The sequence below is a fragment of the Variovorax sp. GW821-FHT10D07 genome (assembly GCF_059415325.1).
The window spans coordinates 1-21,231 of sequence record NZ_JBWKMZ010000010.1; the positions used below are offsets into that span (position 1 = coordinate 1).

At 71.3% G+C, this 21,231-nt stretch carries 10 protein-coding genes and 1 pseudogene; 6 read left to right on the top strand and 5 right to left on the bottom strand.

All coding sequences use genetic code 11. The features are described from left to right. The 6 genes and pseudogenes from AC07PU_RS25965 to AC07PU_RS25990 all read left to right on the top strand — a co-directional run. On the top strand, nt 1-1,298 hold a 1,298-nt coding region (locus AC07PU_RS25965), incomplete at its 5' end, for a response regulator (RefSeq protein WP_493196340.1). Next, nucleotides 1,295-2,218: a CheR family methyltransferase gene (locus tag AC07PU_RS25970; protein ID WP_495321452.1), complete on the top strand. Its 924-nt coding sequence runs from the start codon at nt 1,295-1,297 to the stop codon at nt 2,216-2,218. The genes AC07PU_RS25965 and AC07PU_RS25970, both read left to right, overlap by 4 nt. Next, on the top strand, nt 2,215-2,820 hold the full coding sequence (locus AC07PU_RS25975; RefSeq protein ID WP_208511741.1) for a chemotaxis protein CheB: 606 nt from the start codon (nt 2,215-2,217) through the stop codon (nt 2,818-2,820). Before AC07PU_RS25970 ends, AC07PU_RS25975 begins: the two co-directional genes overlap by 4 nt. Beyond that, nucleotides 2,810-4,033, top strand: a complete 1,224-nt coding sequence (locus AC07PU_RS25980) for a hybrid sensor histidine kinase/response regulator (protein ID WP_495321453.1) — start codon at nt 2,810-2,812, stop codon at nt 4,031-4,033. The genes AC07PU_RS25975 and AC07PU_RS25980 overlap by 11 nt, the downstream gene beginning before the upstream one ends. Nucleotides 4,034-4,134: 101 nt before the next feature. Then, entirely contained in the window at nt 4,135-4,503 is a 369-nt protein-coding gene (locus tag AC07PU_RS25985) for a response regulator (RefSeq protein ID WP_177239277.1), read from the top strand. 31 nt (nt 4,504-4,534) lie between these two features. Beyond that, nucleotides 4,535-5,601 (top strand): annotated as a pseudogene (locus tag AC07PU_RS25990) (S41 family peptidase). Nucleotide 5,602: 1 nt separating this feature from the next. Here the strand turns inward: AC07PU_RS25990 and AC07PU_RS25995 are convergent. From AC07PU_RS25995 to AC07PU_RS26015, 5 genes are all read right to left on the bottom strand, one after another. After that, nucleotides 5,603-5,857: a hypothetical protein gene (locus AC07PU_RS25995; RefSeq protein WP_495321454.1), complete on the bottom strand. Its 255-nt coding sequence runs from the start codon at nt 5,855-5,857 to the stop codon at nt 5,603-5,605. Between the two features lie 96 nt (nt 5,858-5,953). Beyond that, nucleotides 5,954-7,309, bottom strand: a complete 1,356-nt coding sequence (locus AC07PU_RS26000; protein ID WP_495321455.1) for a SidA/IucD/PvdA family monooxygenase — start codon at nt 7,307-7,309, stop codon at nt 5,954-5,956. An 88-nt stretch (nt 7,310-7,397) separates the two neighbouring features. Continuing rightward, nucleotides 7,398-7,871: an energy transducer TonB gene (locus AC07PU_RS26005; RefSeq protein WP_296799654.1), complete on the bottom strand. Its 474-nt coding sequence runs from the start codon at nt 7,869-7,871 to the stop codon at nt 7,398-7,400. 46 nt (nt 7,872-7,917) lie between these two features. Then, entirely contained in the window at nt 7,918-8,652 is a 735-nt protein-coding gene (locus AC07PU_RS26010; RefSeq protein ID WP_093341888.1) for a S1 family peptidase, read from the bottom strand. A gap of 98 nt (nt 8,653-8,750) precedes the next feature. Further along, nucleotides 8,751-21,131, bottom strand: coding sequence for a filamentous hemagglutinin family protein (locus tag AC07PU_RS26015; protein ID WP_495321456.1), 12,381 nt, complete (start codon nt 21,129-21,131; stop codon nt 8,751-8,753). Nucleotides 21,132-21,231: the final 100 nt, after the last annotated feature.

Sequence of the window (21,231 nt, forward strand, 5' to 3'; positions counted from 1 at the left end):
GCCTGCCCCCGCGCGCGCCGGTGCCCGCCGTGCCCCCGGCCCCGGCCGCGCCGGCCCCCGTGGTGCCCGCGCCGCAGTTCGCCGACGACCGCGCGCTGCCGCGCGACCTGCAGGTTCGGCGCGTGCTCGTGATCGAGGACGAGCCGCAGTTCGCCCACATCCTCTACGACCTGGCGCACGAGCTCGGCTACCGCTGCCTGGTCGCGCATGGCGCGGCCGACGGCTTCGCGCTGGCCAGCGAGTTCGTGCCCGACGCGATCCTGCTCGACATGCGGCTGCCCGACAGCACCGGCCTGGACGTGCTGCAGCGCCTGAAGGACTCGCCGCTCACGCGCCACATCCCGATCCACGTGGTCTCGGCCGCCGACAACGCCGAGGCCGCGCTGCACATGGGCGCGATCGGCTATGCGCGCAAGCCCGCCACGCGCGACGAGCTCACGCGCGTGTTCGCGCGGCTGGAGGAGAAGCTCACGCAGAAGGTCAAGACGGTGCTGCTGGTGGAGGACGACGACTTGCAGCGCCGCAGCGTGATCCAGCTGATCGGCGACGACGACATCGAGATCGTCGACGTGGCCTCGGGCGAGGAGGCGCTGGAGCTGCTGCGCAGCCGCATCTTCGACTGCATGATCACCGACCTGAAGCTGCCCGACATGCAGGGCAGCGAGCTGCTCAAGCGCATGGCCTCGGAGGACATCGTCTCGTTCCCGCCGGTGATCGTCTACACCGGGCGCAACCTCACGCGCGAGGAGGAGGCCGAGTTGCACCGCTACTCGCGCTCGATCATCATCAAGGGCGCGCGTTCGCCCGAGCGGCTGCTCGACGAGGTGACCCTGTTCCTGCACAAGGTCGAGGCCGAGCTCTCGAGCGAGCGCCAGGGCATGCTCAAGGCCGCGCGCGGACGCGACCGGATCTTCGAGGGCCGCACGGTGCTGCTGGTGGACGACGACGTGCGCAACATCTTCGCGCTCACGAGTGCGCTCGAGCAGCGCGGCGCGAAGGTCGAGATCGGCCGCAACGGCCGCGAGGCCCTCGAGCAGCTCGACCGCGTGAAGGAGATCGACCTCGTGCTGATGGACGTCATGATGCCGGAGATGGATGGCCTGGAAGCCACGCGCCACCTGCGCGCCGATCCGCGCTTCGCCAAGCTGCCGGTGATCGCCATCACCGCCAAGGCCATGAAGGACGACCGCGAGCAATGCCTGGCCGCGGGCGCCAGCGACTACCTCGCCAAGCCGGTGGACCTGGACCGCCTGTTCTCGCTGCTGCGCGTATGGATGCCGAAGATGGAGCGCCTGTGACCGGATCGCCGCCGCCCTCGCCGCCCGAACGGCCGTCGACCGGCCGCCCGGTCCTGCCCGCCTCGCCCGCCGTACCGGGCGCGATCGCCGCGCCGCCGCAGCCGCTGAGCGACACCGAGATCGAGCTGCGCCTGCTGATGGAGGCGATCTACCTCAAGTACAGCTACGACTTCCGCGACTACACGCTGGCCTCGCAGAAGCGCCGCGTGCTGCACGCGCTCACGCAACTCGGCCTGCCCTCGATCTCGGCGCTGCAGGACCGGGTGCTGCGCGACGCCGCGCTGTTCGGGCGCCTGCTGCAGTTCCTCACCGTCCCGGTCAGCGAGATGTTCCGCGACCCGGCCTACTTCCTGGGCCTGCGCCGACACGTGGTGCCGCTGCTGCACACCTATTCGTCGGTCAAGGTCTGGGTGGCGGGCTGCAGCACCGGCGAGGAGGTGTTCTCGCTCGCCATCCTGCTGCGCGAGGAAGGCCTGCTCGAACGTACGCAGATCTATGCCACCGACATCAACCCGGCCTCGCTCGAGAAGGCGCGCCAGGGCATCTTTCCGCTCGAGGCGATCCGCGGCTACACCGCCAACTACCAGCGCGCGGGCGGGCTGCGCGCGTTCTCCGACTACTACACCGCGGCCTACGACGCCGCGCGCTTCGACCCCTCGCTGTGCGCCGACACCATCTTTGCCGACCACAGCCTGGCCACCGACAGCGTGTTCGCCGAGACCCAGCTCGTGTCCTGCCGCAACGTGCTGATCTACTTCAACCGCGAGCTGCAGGACCGCGCGCTCGGCCTGTTCCACGAGTCGCTGAGCCACCGCGGCTTCCTCGGCCTGGGCGCCAAGGAGAGCATCGACTTCTCGGCCTACGCCGAGCGCTTCGAGCCGCTGGCGCGCCCCGAGCGCATCTACAGGAAGGCCACGTGAGACAGGCGCTGCCCTCCCACCTGCGCCGCCGCGTCGAGGCGGTGGTCATCGGCGCCTCCGCGGGCGGCATCGACGCGCTGCTCGCCCTGCTGATCGGCCTGCCCCTGGTCAGCCGCATCCCCAAGGTGGTGGTGCTGCACCTGCCCGAGGGGCACGACAGCCGGCTGGCCGAGGTGTTCGGCGAGCGCGTCGCCATGCCGGTGCGCGAGGCGGCGGACAAGATGCCGCTGGTTCCCGGCACGCTCTATTTCGCGCCGCCCGGCTACCACCTGTCGATCGAGCGCGATCGCTGTTTCTCGCTGAGCTGCGAGCCGCCCGTGCTGTTCTCGCGCCCCTCGATCGACGTGCTGATGGCCTCCGCGGCCGACGTCTACGGCGCCGGCCTCGCCGGCGTGTTGCTCACCGGTGCCAACGACGATGGCGCCGAGGGCATGGACCGCATTCACCGTGCCGGCGGGCTGACCGCCGTGCAGGACCCCCAAGAAGCCCTGGTTTCCGTCATGCCCAACGCCGCCATAGCGCGCCATTCGCCCGACTTCGTGCTGCCGCTGCGCGATCTCCACACCCTGCTGATGCACCTGGAGACCGCTCATGGAAATTGACGTCGAAAGCAAGCTGCTGATCGTCGACGACCTGCCCGAGAACCTGGTGGCGCTCGAGGCGCTGATCCGCGCGCCCGGGCGGCCCGTGTTCCGTGCCCAGTCGGCCGAGGAGGCGCTGACGCTGCTGCTCGAGCACGAGTTCGCGCTCGCCATCGTCGACGTGCAGATGCCCGGCATGAACGGCTTCGAGCTGGCCGAGATGATGCGCGGCACCGAGCGCACGCGGCACATCCCGCTGATCTTCGTGAGCGCCGCCGGGCGCGAGCGCAACTACGCCTTCCAGGGCTACGAGAGCGGTGCCGTCGACTTCCTGCACAAGCCGCTCGACCCGCATGCCGTGATCAGCAAGGTCAACGTGTTCGTCGACCTGCACCGCCACCGCAAGGCGCTGCGCCACGAGATGGAACTGCTGGCCCACGCGCACCGCAAGCAGGAGGAGCTGGTGGTGCAGCTGCAGGTCACGCAGCGCGAGCTCGAGCGCGCGGTGCGCATGCGCGACGACTTCATGTCGATGGTCTCGCACGAGCTGCGCACGCCGCTCAACACGCTCTACCTCGAGGCCCAGCTGCGCCAGCTGCACGTGTCCAAGGGCAACCTCGCGGCCTTCACGGCCGACCGCCTGCCCGCGATGATCGAGCGCGACCAGCGGCAGATCCGCAACATGGTCCGGCTGATCGACGACATGCTCGACGTCACGCGCATGCGCAAGGACGCGCTCTCGATCCAGCCCAAGCCGACCGATCTCGCGCAGCTCGCGCGCGCCGTGGTCGAGAACCTGCGCCAGCAGGCCGAGGCCGCCGGCTCCGAGATCTCGCTGCAGGCACCGGCCGAGCTGCCGGGCGTGTGGGACGAGTTCCGCATCGAGCAGGTGCTGACCAACCTGCTGACCAATGCGCTGCGCTACGGCGGCGGCCGGCCGGTCGAGATGGTGGTGGCGCAGGTGGGCACCGGCGACGACGGCTTCGCGCGCGTCAGCGTGCGCGACCGCGGCATCGGCATCGCGGCCGAGGACCAGGCGCGCATCTTCGAGCAGTTCGAGCGCACCGAGCACAGCCGCAAGCATGCGGCCGGGCTCGGCCTGGGCCTGTACATCACGCGCCAGATCGTCGACCTGCACGGCGGGCGCATCGGCGTCGAGAGCGCGCCGGGCGAGGGATCGACCTTCAGCGTCGAGCTGCCGCTGGCCGCGCCACGAGGATCGGCACAACCGTAGGCTTGCTCCTACCCCACGCGCGGCGCGGTGCCGGGACAATGTTCCATTCCGGACATTTTCAGAAAACCAAAGGCCGCAAAGGCCACCAAGGACCGACCGCCGTGAACGTGCTGATCGTCGACGACAACGAAGCCGCAGCCGACCTGCTGCAGGAACTGCTGACCCTGCAGGACCACACCGCCCGCTGCACCTACACCGGCCAGCAGGCGCTGGACGCCGCCGCCGCCGAACGCTTCGATGCCGCGCTGATCGACCTCACGCTGCCCGACATCCCCGGCACCCAGGTCGCGCGCCGGCTGCGCGAGACCGAGGCGCAGGGCGCGCCGAAGCTGCTGATTGCGATCTCGGGCTTCTCGGCCGCCGATGCCGGCGCCGCGGGCGGCCCCGACGGGCGCAAGCTGTTCGACCACCATCTGCAGAAGCCGATCGACATCGGCGCGCTCGAGGACATCCTCGCGGCCGCGGGCTGAGGCCTTTTTCCGCGGCCTTAGCATCGCGGCCATGCGCCGCTTTCTTCCCTCCGCCCTCCTCGCCCTTGCGCTCAGCGCGCTGGCCGCATCGGCCGCCGCGCAGTCCCACGACACCGTTCCCATCGCGCCCGCCGAGCGCGACCGCCTCGTGGCCCGCACCGCCGAGCTAATGCAGGCCCACTACGTGCTGCCAACGCAGGCCGAGGCCATCGCGGCCCACCTGCGCGCGCGGCTGCGCGACGGGGCCTATGCGGGCATCGAGACGGCCGACGCGCTGCGCGCGCAGCTCGAGCAGGATCTGCAATCGGTGAACCAGGACAAGCACCTGCTCGTGGGCTTCAGCCGCGAACCGCTGCCGAAGCCGGCCGATCCGAAGGCTGCCGCGGCGTCGCAAGCACAGCTGGCGCGGCAGTACGTGCGCCACAACCACTGCTTCTACAAGGCCGAGCGCATGGCCGGCAACGTCGGCTACATCGACCTGCGCTGTTTCGACAAGCCCGAGGCGCTGGCGGCGACCGCCGCGAGCGTCTTCGGTTTCCTCGCCCACACCGATGCCCTGATCGTCGACCTGCGCCAGAACGGCGGCGGCTGGCCCGCGGGCGTGGCCCAGGTCAGCAGCCATCTGCTCGAAGGCAAGGTGCACCTCAACGACGTGCTGCATCGCGAAGGCCGCCGCGTGGAGTCGCACTGGACCCGCGCCAGGCTGCGCGGCCCGCGCTACCTGAACCGGCCGGTCTATGTATTGACCAGCAGCCGACCTTCTCGGGCGGCGAGGAGTTCGCGTACAACCTGCAGGCGCTGAAGCGCGCCCGCATCGTCGGCGAACGCACCAAGGGCGGCGCCCATCCCTCCAGGAACCATCGGTTGAACGATCACTTCGAGGTCACGATCCCCTTCGCGCGCTCGATCAACCCGATCACGCGCACCAACTGGGAAGGCACGGGCGTCGTGCCCGATCTGCCAGCCGGCGCGGACGAGGCGCTGGGCGTGGCGCACCTGGCGGCGCTCAAGGAGCTGGTCGGCAAGGACAGCGATCCCGCGACCGTGGGCGATGTGAGCGCGGCGATCGAGGCGGCGGAGGCCGCGGCGAAACGCTGAGCTATCGGGCCTTGGCTGCCGCGCCGGCGGCTGGCTTCGTCTTCGGTGCGGCCTTCCTAGCGGCGGCGGCATCTGCCTTGACCGAATCTGGCGCTGCCGGCTTGGCGGCTTTGCGCGCGGCCTCCATGCCAAGGCTCAGGTATTTCCGGAAAAGATCGTTCTTGCTGGTGCGCCCGGCGAACGCCTCGTTGCGCAACAGGTCGTCCACTTCCGGATCGATGTAGACCGTCCGAAGGACCAGATTTTTGGACGTCATGACAAGCTCCTGGTGGCTGAAGAGATCGGGCCACGTGGCCCGCTCCTCATTTTAGGCGACATGTACAGGTGTACGTATATGGTGGTGTATGGATGTTCAGATGTAGGCACCGAGGATACGGTCCGCCATCGCCCCCAGGACCATCAAGCTCCCATAGCCGGGTCCGATATGGCTCGAGACCATCGGCGCGTGCAGCGGCGGATAGCCTTTCCAGGGGCCGCCCGTCAGCGAAAGGTTCTTCGACATCGCGCGCTCCCACCTTTCCCGCTGCGGCTTGGTGGGCTTCGCCGCCGCCTGCGGCCATCCCTTGATCATCGACAGGAACCACCACGGGTCGAATCCCGTGGCGTCGATCAAGAGCGAGGGACGCAGCTGGACCCTGGTCTTGTCGCCGCGTTCCACGGACAAGGACCACTGGTCCGCCGAGTCCACCTGGATGCTTTCGGCCCGCCCATCGAGCATGGTCAAGCCCGAGGCGGTGGCAACCCGGTCCATGACCGTCGCCCAGACCACACCCCGGTTGAGCCGATCGAAGAAGGCTCGCCGGCTCTCCTTCGACAGGGTTTCCCAGACGGTCTCGTCGCTGAAGAGCCGGTTCTCGAAGACGCTGTCGACGCGCGTGTACAGCGAAGCCTGGCTCGCGACGATCACGATCCGCCGGTCCCTGGCGCCTTCTTCGATCAGCCAGGACAGAACCGCGGCCGCCGTGCCTCCCGCACCGACGATGACGATCTCCGCGTCGTCGTCGCCGCGCTTTCCCATCTCCTTCAGGCAGCGCCTGACCTCCTCGGCACGTTGCCAGAAGTCCCGTCCGTTGAAGATGTTCATCGAAGGGGCGGTGACACCACGCTTCTTCACGATGCCGATCTGACGCGCAGGACCGGGTCCCGTGACGATCACGCCATGGAACCGCGTCTTCTCCAGCACCGGGCGATCGGTGCCTTGCCGACTGCGAATCTGCCAAAGGCCGTCGTCCTTCGCCAGTTCGACGACCTGTGCCTCGACCGTGGGCCGGGAACTGGAAGACGCCACTACCCACGACAGATAGTCGGCGTAGCTGGCGTGATACGGCGGCTTGCGTCCCGCATCGAGCCAGGTGCGGAAGCCATGCTCATAGCCGCTCGGCCGTTCGTGCAGGAAGCGCCCCCAGGAGTAGTCGGCCGCCATCCGCAGGTCGACGTCCTTGCCGAACAGCGATGAGTACGGGTAGCCGACGTCGCGCTCGGCCAGCGTGCACAGGCGCTGCTCGCCATCCGTGTAGCCGGCAAGGCCGCGCCAATGCGCTCCGATGCCATCGGGCTCGAAGATCGTGATCCGGACGTCCAGCTGCCCCGTCTCGCGAAGCACCTTGGCCTTCGCCGTCAGCGCGGCCGCCTTCGGCCCGCCCCCGATGACCGCGAGTTCGATCGGGTCGCTGGCATTTCTTTTCTCGTGTGCCGGGATGACCGCCATGTCCGAGTGCCCTCCTCCTTGCATGCGACAAGGCCGGCCCCACTCCCTCCGGCTCGTCAGGCGCCCAGCATACCCAGCCTTCCGCGCCTCAACTCGCCGTCAGCACCTTCAACGTCAGCTGCAACACCATCGGCTGCCGCATGTCCCGCGGCGGCGGCTCCGACAGCGGCTGCGCGGTCAGCAGCTGGCGCAGGTCGGCATCGGCCTGCGCATTGCCCAGCGAATCGAAGGCCACGCGCTCGGGCCGGCCGTCGGGTGCGACCCACACGCGCACGATCAGCGGCGGCGGCGGCAGGGTGCGGCCCTCTTCCAGCAGGCGCTGCTGCATCCAGGCATGCAGGCGCTGCACGGTCTCGTCGGCCGGGTCGCTGAGGCGGCCCTGGAACTGGTTGCCGGCCAGCTCGGCATAGCTGATCCAGTGCTGCGGCACCGGTGCGCGCGCCGAGGGCGCGGGCTGGGCCTGCACGGGCATGTGCACGGCGGCCAGGCCGAGGCCGGCGAGGCCGAGCGCGCGGAACAGGCTGGCCCAGGGCCGCGGCGCGGCGGCGGAATGACGGTGCAAGGGGAACATGCGTTCTTTCGGGAAAGTTCTGGAAATCGGTGCCGGCTCAGCCGCACAGCACGCCGACCGACAGCGTGGCGGCGCGCGCGGCCGGCGACTGCTGGGGGCCGAGCTGCGGCGTGTCGCTCTCGCTGTAGGCCACGCCGTTGTCGCGCAGGAAATGCTTGATGCGCGCGGCGGTCTCGGCGCGCACGCGCGTGGAGCCCGCCGCCGCGCCGCTGCCCGACAGGCTGGGCAGCCGGCTCAGCGTGCCGCCGCTGGCGCCGGGCGCGGCCGCGATGCGCTCCACCACCACGCCCAGCAGCAGGCCGCCGGCGTCGAGCACCGCGCTGCCGCTGGCGCCGGGCTTGGCGCCCGACAGCAGCTGCAGGCCCTCGGCGCCCGGCACGGTGAGCGCGTTGCCGAGCACGGCCGAGCGGTCGGCCATGCGCTGCAGCGGACCGTGGGCCTCGGAGAACACCGAGATCGTCGCGGCCGGCAGCACCTCGCTGCGCGGGAAGGTCGCGCCCAGGTAGGGCTTGATGTCGCTGTGCAGCACGGCGATGTCGAGGTCGGCCAGCGGGCTCGTCACGCGCACCGTGGCTTCGGCCACGCGGCCGTCCTTGAGCACGAACAGCGAGCGGCAGCCGGTCACGGCATGGCGCGCGGTCAGCACGTCGCCGGCTTCGTTGAGGAACACGCCGCTGGCGTTGCCTTCGAGCCCGCGCGCGGGCTGTTCATCGGCCGCTTGGGCGGCCGGCCACGCGAGCACGGCAGCGGCCGCGCAGGCGACAGCCGCCATGCGGCGTGCAAAGCGTAGGGAAGTCATCGCCATAGAGACGGATGAGCGGGCCGCCGAATGCGCTTTGTCACGCAAGTTTCACGAAACTCTTCCCGCGCCTAGCGGCCACGCGCGCCGGCGCCGCCGAGTTCGGCCAGCCGCGCGCGCTCGGCCGGCGTGAGCTTCGCGAGCTGCGCGGCGTCGAGCGCGCCTTGCCCCAGCATCTGGAACGGACTGGCCGGGTCGTAGCGCACGCTGCGCTGCGCGGGTGCCGCCGGTGCGCCCGTGGCACCGCCGGACGGTGCCGGCGCGGGGGCCGGTGCCTCGTCGCCGAAGCCCAGCACGCGCACGGTGAACACCGAGGGCAAGGCCTGGCGTGCGCTCGCGCGTTCGCGCTGCATCACGTCCTGCGCCGCCATCGTGGCCTGCGCGGCCGCGGCGCTCGCATTCGTGAGCGCGCCGACGTTGACCGAGGCCACCACCGGCAGTCCGGCCGACTCGCCCTTGACCTGGATGTTGGCGGCATTCACCACCTGCAGTGCCGCGAGATTGACGTTGCCCGACACGCGAATCCCCGCCTCGCCCGCGTCGATGGTCCCGAGAGGCGCGATCAGGTCCACGTCGCCCGGCGGCACTTCCGGAATCGGATCGAGCGTCGCGATGCCCGCGCCCGTGCTCGGCACGTTCGGCGAGAGCTTGACGTTGCCCAGCGCGTCGTACTCGCGCTTGGGCGGCGTGTAGACCAGCGTGGTCTTCGAACCGCGCCCGGCATTGATGTCGCCCGTGGCCGACCAGCCGAGGATGTCGCCGCCGAAGGTGGTCATGATGCGCGACAGGCCCAGCAGGATGCTGCCCTGGCTGTAGATGTCGATGCTGCCCTCGCCCTGGGTGATGAGGCCCGCGGGACTCACGCTTCCCACGCTCGCCGGCGTCACGCCCTCCACGCCGACGATGGTGCTGCCGCCCGGCGTCAGGGTCTGGATGTCGCCGCCCACCACGGTGCGGATGCCGGCGTTGCCGTTGCTGCCCTGGTAGAGCGTGAGGCCGCCCGCGCGCGCGATCGGCTGCCCGTTCGCGTCGCGTTCGGGAAACAGCGCCGTGATCGCGTTGCGTCCGCGCAGGTAGCTGCCGTAGCGCTTGCTGTCGGGGTCGTTGTACTCGCGCCCGCCGGCCGTGAGCTCGGCATAGAACACCGCGCGCACGAACACGCGCTGCTGCTCGGGCGGCAACGCCTGGAAATGCGCCAGCGCATCGGCCGGCGACGAAGCCGCGTAGCCGAAGCGTTCGCGCAGCCATTGCGCGAGCTCGGCGTCGTAGGTCTTCACCACCTTGCCGGGCTGGTCGGCCAGCGCCGCCGAGGGGTCGATCGCGCGGGCCGGGTCCAGGTACTGCGCCGCGAAGCCCGCGAAGTCGCTCGCGCCCTGCCCGCGCGGGCCAGCGCCCAGGCCCGCCTGCACCACGATGTCGGCACCGGGGCGCCGGTCGCCGAGCGCGATGGCGCCCAGGCTGGTCAGGCTGGCGCGGTTGCCCTGGTAGACCTGCCCGCCCGCCGACACCTCGAGCGTGCCGGGGCCGGCGATGCTGAAGTTGGTGTAGAGGATGTCGCCGCCGGCCGCGATCATCGAGATCTCGGCCGGGTCGCTCTGCACGATCAGGCCGCTGCTGTTGACGATGTCGCCGCCGGCGAGGATGCGCAGCGGCTTGGAGGCCAGGTAGGTCGGGATCGGCGCCTCGCCGTTGCCCAGGCTCACGTTCTGCAGGCTGCCGATCTGCACCGCCAGCACGTCGCCGTCGACCGCATAGATGTGCGAGGCCACGCCGGTGCCGGCCATGCTGGCGTCGCTCACGGTGTTGAGCCCGAAGTTGAACAGCGTGCCCCCCGTGCCGATGTGCGCGGGAATGTAGTCGGCGAAGCTGTTCTGGTACATCGCGTCCCACTCGTACTGCTGCAGCTTGCTGGCGTTCCAGTAGTTGGTGGCGGCCAGCGGGTTGCTGGGGACGTCGCGCAGCATGCGCCAGCCCGGGCGCAGCGGCGTGACCATGCTCGACAGCGCCGTGCCCAGCGGCCCGATCGCGTTGTGCCCGAAGGTGACGGAATTGGTCGCGTCGCCGCTCACGAGATCGCGCGCCAGCAGGTCCAGGTGGCCGACCGGCGACGGCATCATCTGGCCGGCACCGGGGCTCTCGGTCGCGTAGTAGATGCTGCCGCCGGCCGCCACCGCGCTCAGCGTGGCCGGCATGATGTTCGTGCTGCTGCTCACGTCCTGGATGTTGGTCACGGGATCCATGTTCGGCATGCCGAAGGGCGAGATGTTGCCGCCCGCGGAGAACAGGTCGAGCGCCGTGCGGTCGGTCCACAGCGTGAACCAGCTGGCGGTCGGGCCGCTCAGGCTGCCGTTGCTGGCCTGCGTCTCGACGCGCTCGCCCGCGCGGCCCGCATCCACCACCGCGCCGATCGCGAGGTCGCCCAGCGTCTCGATGCGCAGCACGCCGTCGCCCGGCGCGAAGTTCACGACGCCGTCGCGCTGCCCGCTGTAGGGCGTGTGCGGGTCGACCGCGCGCGGGTCCTGGCTGTTGGGCGTGGCGAAGTTCTTGAGCACCACGCTGCCCACGTCGGCGGCGGCCATGCGCGTGTCGCCGCGCAGGTTGGCATACAGGCCGGTGCGGATCTGCCCGCCGGCCGAGACGTCGAGATTGCCGCCGCCGGTCTGCGCCAGCACGCCGCCGTCGGCGACACGGCCGGTGCTGCCCACCGCGACCAGCAGGCCGCGCGTGAAGGAGCCCGTGGTGCCGATGTTGCCGCCCGCGTGCACGCTGGCATTGCCGCCGCCGAGCGTGCCCATGCCGGCGAAACCGCCGAAGCCCAGCCGCGGCTGCGCGAGGGTCGGCCAGCCGTCGATGGCATAGCTGCCGAAGTTCAGGCCCCAGGCCGTGCGCTCGCCGATCTCGGCGCCGCCCTGGCGCCACAGCCACTCGCCGGTCGACAGGGTCTCGGGCTGCAGGTAGCCGAGGATGTCGCCCTGCGCCGAGAGCGTGAAGTCGCCGCCGTTCTCGGTGAACCACATGCGCTGCGCGGGCAGCGTGCGCTCGTAGTCCGCGTTGCCCGCGCCGAGCACGCTGCCGTCGGGCAGCCTGGCGCGTGGCGCGTTGTAGCCCGAGTCGTTGCCGGTGCCGGCCACCGAGGTGCCCGCTGTGTACACGCCGAACAGCGACTCCTGCCGGTAGCTGCCGCCGGCGTAGAGCTCGAGGTCGCCGGTGCCGGTGCGCACCACGCTCGGCGCCTGCACGGTGAACTGCGTGGTCGTGCCGGCCAGGTGCAGGTCGTCGAGCACCAGGTTGCCGCGGCCGGCCAGCTGCGCGGCGCCCTGCAGCCGGCGCGTGTCGGCGGCGCCGAGATCGGCGCCGCTCACCAGCCGGATCGAGGCCGACAGGCTGCCCGCGGCCAGCATCGGCGACGCGGCCCACAGGCGGCCGGGCTCGGCGCGCGGGCCGCTGAGCAGGATGTCGGCGCCGCCCGGCGCGACCGCGGTCAGCACCGTGCCGGCCGCGACCGTGATGGTGCCGGCGAGGAAGCCGTTGTAGATCGTGTCGCCCGGGCCGTAAGTGCCGTAGTCGTCGCTGAGCGAGCCCGACACCACGACCGGGTAGTCGCCCGAAAAGATGCCGGGGAACACGTACCAGAAGTCGCCCCAGGTGGCGTTGAAGGGCACGCTGACCGTGACGTCCTTCGGCGCCGGCTGGTTGGTGAACAGCACCTGCAGGCGGGTCTGCCAGCCGCTGTCGTCGGGCGTGGCCGGCGGCGGCGCGAAGCCGTCGTTGATGCTGCCGTGGATGTTGAGGTCGCCGCCCGCGCGCAGTGCCAGCGACATCGGCTCGCCCGCGCCGTAGCGCGTCGAGGCCAGGTCGCGGTCGGCCTCGGGGCCGTAGCGGTAGCCCGACAGGTCGAGGTCGCCCTTGACCGTGAGGTTGCCGGTGGGCGTGCTGCTGGCGATCTCCACGCCGGGGCGCAGATGGAAGGCATCGCCATAGGCCGTGAGCCCGGCCATGCGCGCGCGCAGGTCGGCGTTGCCGCGCGCTGCGGTGTCGAAGGCGCGGCTGTCGCTGTCGATGCGGTCGAGGTAGTCCTGGTCGACGATCTGGCCGTTGGCGTCGTCGGGATCGGGCCGCGCATTGGTGTAGCGCGCGACGCCGTTCAGCGCGATCGCCTGCGCGCCCTTGATATTGAGCGGGCCCGCGGCCGAGATCGCGATGTCGCCGCCGGTGGCGTTGGCCGGTGCATCGGGACCGGTGGCGCTCGGGCCGGTGCTGCCCAAGCGTGGCGCGTCGATGTCGACATGGCCGCGCGCGACGCCGTCGGGCGAACGCAGGTCCAGCGTCGCACCCGGCTCGAGGCGCACCGTGCCGCCGGTGCTGCCCAGCGCGATCTTCGCGCGGTTCGACGCATCGATGGGCACGCCATAGCTGTCGGTGACCAGCGTGGTGGCATGGGTGTCGAGCACCGCGCCGGCCGCCAGCGTGAGGTCGCCGCTGGCGTTCAGGCGGATGCTGCCGGGCGTGGCGCCCGAGGCGTCGATGGTGCCGTTGACCGTGAGGCGGCCCGCGTCGGTGGCGATGCTCACCTGCCGCGCGCGCACGCCCTCGCCCACGTTCAGGTCGCCCTGCTTCACGACGAAGCCGCGCGCGCCGAAGAAGGCGGCATCGTTCAGGCGCGCATTGAGCGCCGCGAAGTCGGCGTCGGAGATGGCGCGCGTCGTCAGGTCGAACTTGCCGTCGTCGAAGCCGGCGCCGCCGCCCGCGCCGAACAACGCGCCGGCCAGCGTCACCGTGCCGGCTTTGGCGTCGAGCGTCAGCGACCCAGCGTCCTCGTGCGCGGCCGACACGTCGATGCGCGAGCCCGCGGCCTGCGCGATGCTGCCGCCGGTGCTCGTCAGCGTCGCGGCGCCGCCCCAGCTGTACTTGGTGATGTCGTAGAACTGCACGGCGCGGCCCGACAGGTCGATGCGCGCGCCCTCGCCCAGCGCGATGTCGCCGTCGGCCAGCAGCTTGAGCACGCCGCTGGGCAGCGCCACCGTGGTATCGAGCGATATGCGCCGGCCCTGCAGGCTCAGCGAGGCGCCGAGTTCGGCGATGGCGGCGGTGTCGACAGCGGGCGCACCCGCGGGGGCCGACACCTCGATGTCGCCACCCGCCACATAGCGCATCGCCGAACCGGCCTGCCCCGTGAGCAGCGGCGTCACGATCGACAGCGACCCGCCCTGCAGCGTGCCGTCCGCGTCGCGCGAGCGTCCCACCAGCAGCGCGGCCTTGTTGTTGGCCGTGACGCGGTCGCTCGCCTGGATCTTCACCGCGCCGAAGCCCAGCGCCAGGCGCTCGAGTTCGGCCTGGCGCTGCGGCTGGCTCAGTGCGTCGTAGCCGAACTGCACCGTGCGCGCATCGATCACCAGCGTGCCGCTGCCCGTGCCCGGACCGCCGGGCTGCACCGCCACCGGGGCCGCGCCCGCGTACGGCGTGGTGGTGCCGTTGCCCGTGGCGATGCCGTTCCAGACGAAGTCGCGCGTGGCGATGCGCACCGTGTCGGCGTCGCCGCCCAGGCCGTAGAAGGCGGGCGTGTTGAACACCAGCTGCACCGGCGAGTCGCCGGTGTCCAGCGTCAGCGCGCCGTAGAAGTTGAAGGCGCCGCCGGCCGTGAGACTCAGCCGCTCGAGCGCCGGCACGCCGGTGCTGGCCGAGGGGCGCAGCAGGCGGTCGAGCGTGCCCTGGGTCAGTTGCCAGCCCGGCTGCATGGCACCGGCGGCCTGCGCGGCCGCCAGGCTCGCGGCGGTGCCGATGTTGATCTGGTCCTGCGCCACCGTGAGGTAGCGCGCGCCCAGGTTCACGTCGCCCAGCGCCAGCCCGCCGGGCGCCGCGAAGGCGATGGTGCCTTCGCTGAGCACCGTGGCGCCGTCGCGCACCGTGATCCGGCCCGTGCCGAGCGCGGGCAGGAAATCCAGCCAGCCGTTGCTGACGGCGAACACCGCCGGCGAGTACGGGGCGCTCGACACGCCGGGTGCATTGGCATAGAGGAAGCCCAGATCGGAATCGACGCCGGGCCGGCCCATGCCGCGCGTGTCGAGCACCGCGCCGCCCTCGACCTCGACCTGGTTGCCGATCAGGAAGATCTGGCCCGCGCGCAAGGTCGCGCCGCTGCGCACGTTCACCAGGCCCGCGCCCAGGCCGTTCGAGAAGTACACGCGCGCGCTGTCGCCCGACGAATCCTGGCCGTTGAAGAAGGTGTAGATGCCGCCGATCGCCAGCGTGTCGGCGCGGAAGGCATTGAGCATGTCGGCCGACACCTCGATGGCGCCGGCCTTGGGCTGCGCGGTGCCGCCCACGATGTCGATGGGCTTGTCGCCCAGCAGGTTGACCTGGCCGCGCAGGCCGCCCGGGGCGGCATCCAGCAACGCCCGGCCCTCGAACTGCAGCGGTGCCACCGCGTCGTTCTGGGCGAAGCTGAAGCGCAGCACCTTGCCGTCGACCGGCAGCAGCGGCCGCACGTTGCCGAACAGCGCCGCCTGCGCCTTCGCGAAGTCGGCGTAGCTGGTCTCGTTGTATTGCGAGAAGCGCCGCACCGTCTGGCCCGGCGTCACCAGCACCTCGCTCGGCAGGCTGTCGCGGATGCCGGTGCCGGCGATGCCCAGCGTGCCGGTGGTGGCCCACGAGCCGCTGCCATCCGCCAGCGCACCGGTGGCGGCCGTGCTGCCGGACAGGGCCCCCATGCGCGCCCCCACCTCCACGCGGAAGGCGCCCGGCATCAGCGCATAGCTGGCGGGCAGCAGCGTGTAGGTGCCGGCGGGCAGGCCTGGCACCCCCGCGCCGACCGTGATCTGCCGGCCCACGGCCGGATCGCCGGCGCCCTTGTCGCGCACCACCGGCGCATAGGCCGAGGCGTAGCCGGACACGATCGCATAGACCGCGCTGCCCTTCGCGGCGGGCGCATAGGCCGCCGGATTGGCATTCGCCAGCGCCGTCGTCAACACGTCCACCGAGCCGCCGCGGCCTGTGATGAAGCCCGCGCCGCGCAGGTCGCCGCCGCCCGAGAGATCGAGCACCGAGCCCGGCTCGGCCACCACCGAGCCGCCACCGATCGAGATGCCCTGCGCCAGCACGTAGGAATCGCTCGGCGAATTCGAATTGAGCCGCTGCGTGAAATTGCCGCCGAGGCTGAACAGCGTGCCGTCGGTGCCGCGGTAGGTCAGGCCGTCCTGCGTGCCGCCGTAGGGCATGGTCAGGCCCGCGGCGCTCACCGAACTCAGGCTGCCGTCGCGCAGCACCAGCTTCATCCAGGGCAGCGCCTCGGGATTGGCGATGACGCTGTTCATCCAGGCCGGGCCGTAGAGCGAGCCGCCGATGTCGTTGAGCCCGATCGTGCCCAGCGGCGCGCGCACCACGCCGCCCTGGTCCAGCGTCGGGCCCATCAGCACCAGCTGGCCGAACACCGAATCGGGCACCGGCGCATCGTGGCCGTTCGAGCGGATCACCAGGCTGCGCGCCTGGTCCCAGACATTGGAGGAATTCGGCAGGCTGGCCTGGCCCGCGATCACCACGCCGCGCTGCCCGCTCACCGGATAGAGCTGCGCCGCCTCGATCAGCAGGTCGCCGGTGACGATGAAGGCGGCATTGCCGAGCCGGATGTCGCCCTCGCTGCGCAGCGTGACGGCCGCGAAGCCGTCGGCCTCGACGGTGCGGCTGGCGCTCGAGCCGCTCGGCGTCACGGAACCGTCGCCGTAGCCGGCGACGACGCCCGACTGCATGCGGCCGTAGATGTCGATCAGGCCTGCATCGAGCGTCAGCGCGCTGTCGCCGTGCGCCGGGCGGCCCACGGCGCGGCCGCCGATGATGATGCCGGGGCTGAAATAGCCCGAGGCGCCGTCCCAGCTGCCGCCATCGAGCCGGATGTAGGGCGCGGCCAGCCGCACCTTCGCATCGGGCGTGGCGTCGGCCACCGTCAGGAAGCCGTTGCGCAGGTTGAGGCTGCGGCCGAGCTGGAGGTCGATGTCGCCGTCGAACAGCAGCAGATCGTGCGCCGACAGCGTCAGCGCATCGAAGCCGCCGGCGGCCACCCGGTCGGCCGAGAGCACCGCCGCGCCGTACTTGAGGCCCGCGTCGGTCTGGCCCGGTGCGAGGCCGTCGGCCAGGCCGCCGGGGCGGTAGTGCTGCGTCAGCGTGATGTCGTGCATCGTCTGCACGGCGTCGGAGAGGTTCTCCACGCCCGCGAGGTAGCGCCGGTTGGCCATCTCCAAGGTCAGCGAGCCGCCGGCCGCGCCGGCGCCGCCCGCGCGCGCGACCAGCGTGCCGTCGATGACCATGCCGACGTACGAATGCAGCCCGATGCTGCCGCCCCCACCGGCCAGCGCGAGCGGCCGCGCGGGCACGCCGGCGGCGCCGCCGGCCGAACCATCGACCTCGGCATAGGTGCCCGAGGCGTCGAGCACGGCACCCGGTCGGATCACGAGGAAGGAATCGGACAGGCCGAGCTCGATCGAGCCGCCGTCGGGCGCGACGCCGTAGGCGCGACCCTGCGCATCGCGCGCCACGTAGGCGCGCGCGGCCGCGTCGAGCACCGCGTTGTCGCCGATCCAGATCGAGCGCGTGGTCGAGGCCTGGTAGCTGAACTGGGAAGTCGGCTGCGAAGCGATCGAGATGGCGCCGCCCCAGGCGTCGAGCCGGCCGTCCACCGTCAGCTGGCCGCCGTTGCTCCACAGCGTGATGGCCTGGCCCGGATCGACCGCGATGTGCGCATCGGTGCCCACCGTCAGCGGCGCGAGCAGGCCCGGGCCGGCGATCCTCGAGCCCGCGTCGAACTCGATGCTCGCGCCGCCGCGTTGCGCGAGCCGGGCGTGCTGCGCATCCTCCTGGTAGAGCGGCGGCGTCCACACCGGCAGCGCGGTGGCGAGCCGGCTGCCGCCGGGCAGCGCCTGCAGGCCGTCGACGTCGGTGCGCAGCACCGGCATGGCGACCTCGATGCGCGTGCCCGGCACCACCACGAGGCCGTCGCTCGCCGTCACCACGTAGTGCGAGAAGCCGGTCTGGAACAGCGTGGGCGACAGCGTGCCCGTGGGTGCCACGGCGACCGACCGCGCCAGCACCGCGCCGGCGGCGAGCGAGCTGCCGGCCGCCAGCGTGAACGGCATGTCGAGCACGCTGCCGGCGTTGTAGCGCACCAGCGTCGGCACGATCGGCAGCCCGTCCGGGAACACGTCGGCGGGAATGGTGACGCCGACCGGCAGGAAGAAGCCCTGGGTCACCGTGGTGCCCGCGGGCACGGTGCTGCCGATGCGATGGAGAACGCCATTCGAATCGAAGAGGTTGAACGGCACCACCCAGTCCGCCTCCAGCACCAGCGGCGCATTGCCCGGGATCCGGATCTCGACCTGCTGGCCCGTCACGGTGTAGCCGGCCGGCCGGCGGGTCAGCGTCACCGTGAGATCGATCGGCGCAATGTCGCCCGCGACCAGCTGGTAGTCTTGCAGCAGCCGCAGGTTGACCGGCGCGGCCTGCCCGGCCGCGAGCAGGCCGTCGGTGTCGAGCGCCTGGCCGCCGATGCCGACGGCGGTGCCCGAGCGCACGTCGAGCGTGCCGCCGCCGTTCACGCCGAAGGCGCGCAGTTCGCCCGCCAGCGTGAGCAGCGCGGTGGGGTCGGTCGCGGTCGAGTTGGCGTCGGTCACGTAGCCGGCCGCCAGCGTCACGTCGCCGCCATGGCCGCCGCGCAGGGCGCCGTTGCGCAGCAGCGCCGCGCCCGAGGACACGTCGATCGCCGCGCCCTGCGCCAGGGTCACGTCGCCGGTGCCGCGGATCGACACGCTGCCGCCGTCCACGTAGGGCAGGCCCGCATCGTCGCGCGGATCGGCCAGCAGGTTGGTCCACAGGCCGCTCGCGTCGAGCGTGGCGCCCGCGGCCACGGTGGTCCGCGCACGCTGGCCCGCCGCGGGCGGCAGCGCGATGCTGATCGTGGTGCCCTGGCCGGCCACCGAGGGCAGCACGTTGCCCAGCGCGATCTGGCCGCCGCGCGCCACGAGATCGGCGTTGATCTCCACCTGTGGCGCATACAGCGCGATGCTGCCGCCCGGCACCACCGCGAGGGCCGCTTCCACCGTCAGGCTGCGCGTGCCGCCGGCCATCAGTTGCCCCAGCTTCCAGCCGTTGACGCGGTCGCTGTCGACATGGAGCACGTCCTCGAGCGCCTGCGGCAGCGGCCCGTCGGGCGCGATGCCGTCGCCCAGCGCCGGTTGCGCGGTGCCGAACACCACCTGGCCGAAGCTCGGCGTGAAGTTGTGGAACACGCCCTGCGGTCCGTTGGTCTTGTCGGCGTTGAACACGGTCGTGTAGTTGCCGAGGATCAATTGCGCGGCGAGCGCGGCCGCGTCTTGCGACTGTGCATAGCCGTCGATGCCGCCATCGCGCTGGATCGTCTGCCGCGGGCCGCGGTAGACCGTCGTCGTCAGGTCGCCCTCGAGCACGGCGGCGCCGGTCGAGACGATCAGCTGCCCCGCGTCGCGCCCCACCGTGTAGCCGTTCTCGAGCCGCTGCTGCGGCCCGATCAGCGGGTTGTAGAAGAAGCCCGTGGTCTTGTCGCCCCAGCGCTTGTGCGCGTCTTCGTAGCCCTTGTAGAGGCCCGTGTACTGCACATCGGCCGGCGCACTCGACACCTCGTAGAGCCGCCCGTCGGAACCCTTGAGCCAGCTCTGCTTGATCATTCCGGTCTGCACGTCCAGCGTGCCGCCCGAGAGGTTGATGTTCGAGCCCGCCTGCGCGACCAGTTCACTGCCCGCGAACACCACGCTGCCGCCCTGCGCCCCCCACTCGCCCACCGTGTGGCCCTGCAGGCCCAGGTAGCCGCCGACCTCGAGCAGGCCGCCCGGCGTGTACCAGCGCTCCTTGTCGTAGCCGCCCACACCCGCCGCCACGCGCAGCAGCTTGCGCCGGTCGATCCACACGTTGCTGTTGTTGAGCATCGTGGTGTCGCGGTTCAGCGGGGCGTCGCGCTGTTCGTTGCCCTGGATGTTGATCTCGACGTTGTTCGAGGACATCGCGACCTGGACGCCCACGGCGCCCGAGACATCGAGCCGCGCGCCATTGGCCACCGTGCTGCAACCATTGCTCGCGGCCACCGCGATCTGGCCGCCCGTGGCGAGCGTGGTCGATCCGCCTTCGAACACCACACCGCCGCCCGAGACGATCTCGATGCGCGACTGGTCGCGGCGGTCGTCGAGGCGCGCGAGGTTGTCGAAGCCGCCCGAGGCTGCAGTGCGGCGCGCCAGGTCCTGCACGGCGGAGTCGGCGATCAGCGCATCGCGCTGGCTGTCGAGTGCGGTGCGGCCGTTCTGGTCGTCGAGCAGGATCGCATTGAGACCGCGTGACGTGACGGTGACGCTGCCGAGCTTGTCGCTGGCCGAGTTCAACAGATGGATCGTGCCGCGCGTGTCGACCGTCGTCGTGGACACGGCCACGCCGTCCTGCACCACCTTGCGGCCCGCGAGCGTGATATCGCCTTCGGGCGCCTGCAGCAGGCCCGTGTTGGTCACCGCGCCCGCCGTGCTGTCGGCATTGAACTGCGGCGCCACCTCGTTGCCGCGCGTGGTCGCGTACTGGTTGCCCGTGGTGCTCTGGCCGGGCCGTACGATGAAGAAGTCGCCCGCGGCCATCTGCACCTGGCCGCGTGGCGTGGTGATGGCACCCGCGTTGCTGACCTCCTTGCCCAGCAGCAGCGCATAGCCGCCACCTTGCGTGACGGTTGTCGGCACCGCGGTGTTGATGCGCGCACCGGCCTGCACCTCGACCTTGCCGTTGGCATCGGTGAAGCTCGGCGTGTAGGCCCCGCTCTCCTGCGCGCTGTAGATGCCGCGCGCCTTGAACTGGTCATCGCCGATCTTCGCTGCGGCCGCCACGAGGTTGCGCGTATCGGTCTGGCTGCTGCCGCTGAACACGATGCCGTTGCGGTTCGCGATCAGCACCGTGCCATCGGCCTTGATCTGGCCCTGGATCTGCGAAGGCCGCGCCTGTGGATCGTTGATGCGGTTGAGCACCGCCCAGTCGGCCTGCTGCTTGAAATCGACCGTGGTGCGCTTGCCGACGTTGAAGGTCTCCCAATTGAGGATCGCGCGATCGCCGGTCTGCTGGATGGTGACCGTAGTGCGGCCATCACCGCCTTGCGATTGCACAGGGGCCTGCGCGTTGAGCCAGCCAGCGGTCAGCGAATTGGTGTCGACGCGCAAACCACCATCGGCCAAGCCATCAGGCACCGACGAAGGATCGTCCAGCGCCGCCTGACGTGCCGCAGCCTGTGCAGCCTGCTGCGCTGCAATGCTCTGCGCGGCCAGGTTCAGGTTGCCGAGCGAACGCTGCAACTGCTCGCGCGCCTGCTGCTGTTGCGCGCTCGGCGTGTTGAGCGACGACACCGGCAGGCCATTAGGCAAGCGCCCGGTGGCGATCGCCTGACCCTGCGCGATGTTCTTCTGCGTCATCCAGGCGGCACTGAATGCGCGTTGCTGCGCATGCGCCGCGCCTGCCGCGCCGACCGCGATGACGACGGCGACGGCATGGGCCAGGGGTGCGAGGCGTCGC

Bases quoted from the DNA above. Each gene is read 5' to 3' on its own strand.
- AC07PU_RS25995 (WP_495321454.1), bottom strand. From the start codon at position 5,857: ATGACGTCCAAAAATCTGGTCCTTCGGACGGTCTACATCGATCCGGAA.
- AC07PU_RS26015 (WP_495321456.1), bottom strand. From the start codon at position 21,131: ATGACGCAGAAGAACATCGCGCAGGGTCAGGCGATCGCCACCGGGCGC.
- AC07PU_RS26000 (WP_495321455.1), bottom strand. From the start codon at position 7,309: ATGGCGGTCATCCCGGCACACGAGAAAAGAAATGCCAGCGACCCGATC.
- AC07PU_RS26010 (WP_093341888.1), bottom strand. From the start codon at position 8,652: ATGGCGGCTGTCGCCTGCGCGGCCGCTGCCGTGCTCGCGTGGCCGGCC.
- AC07PU_RS25980 (WP_495321453.1), top strand. From the start codon at position 2,810: ATGGAAATTGACGTCGAAAGCAAGCTGCTGATCGTCGACGACCTGCCC.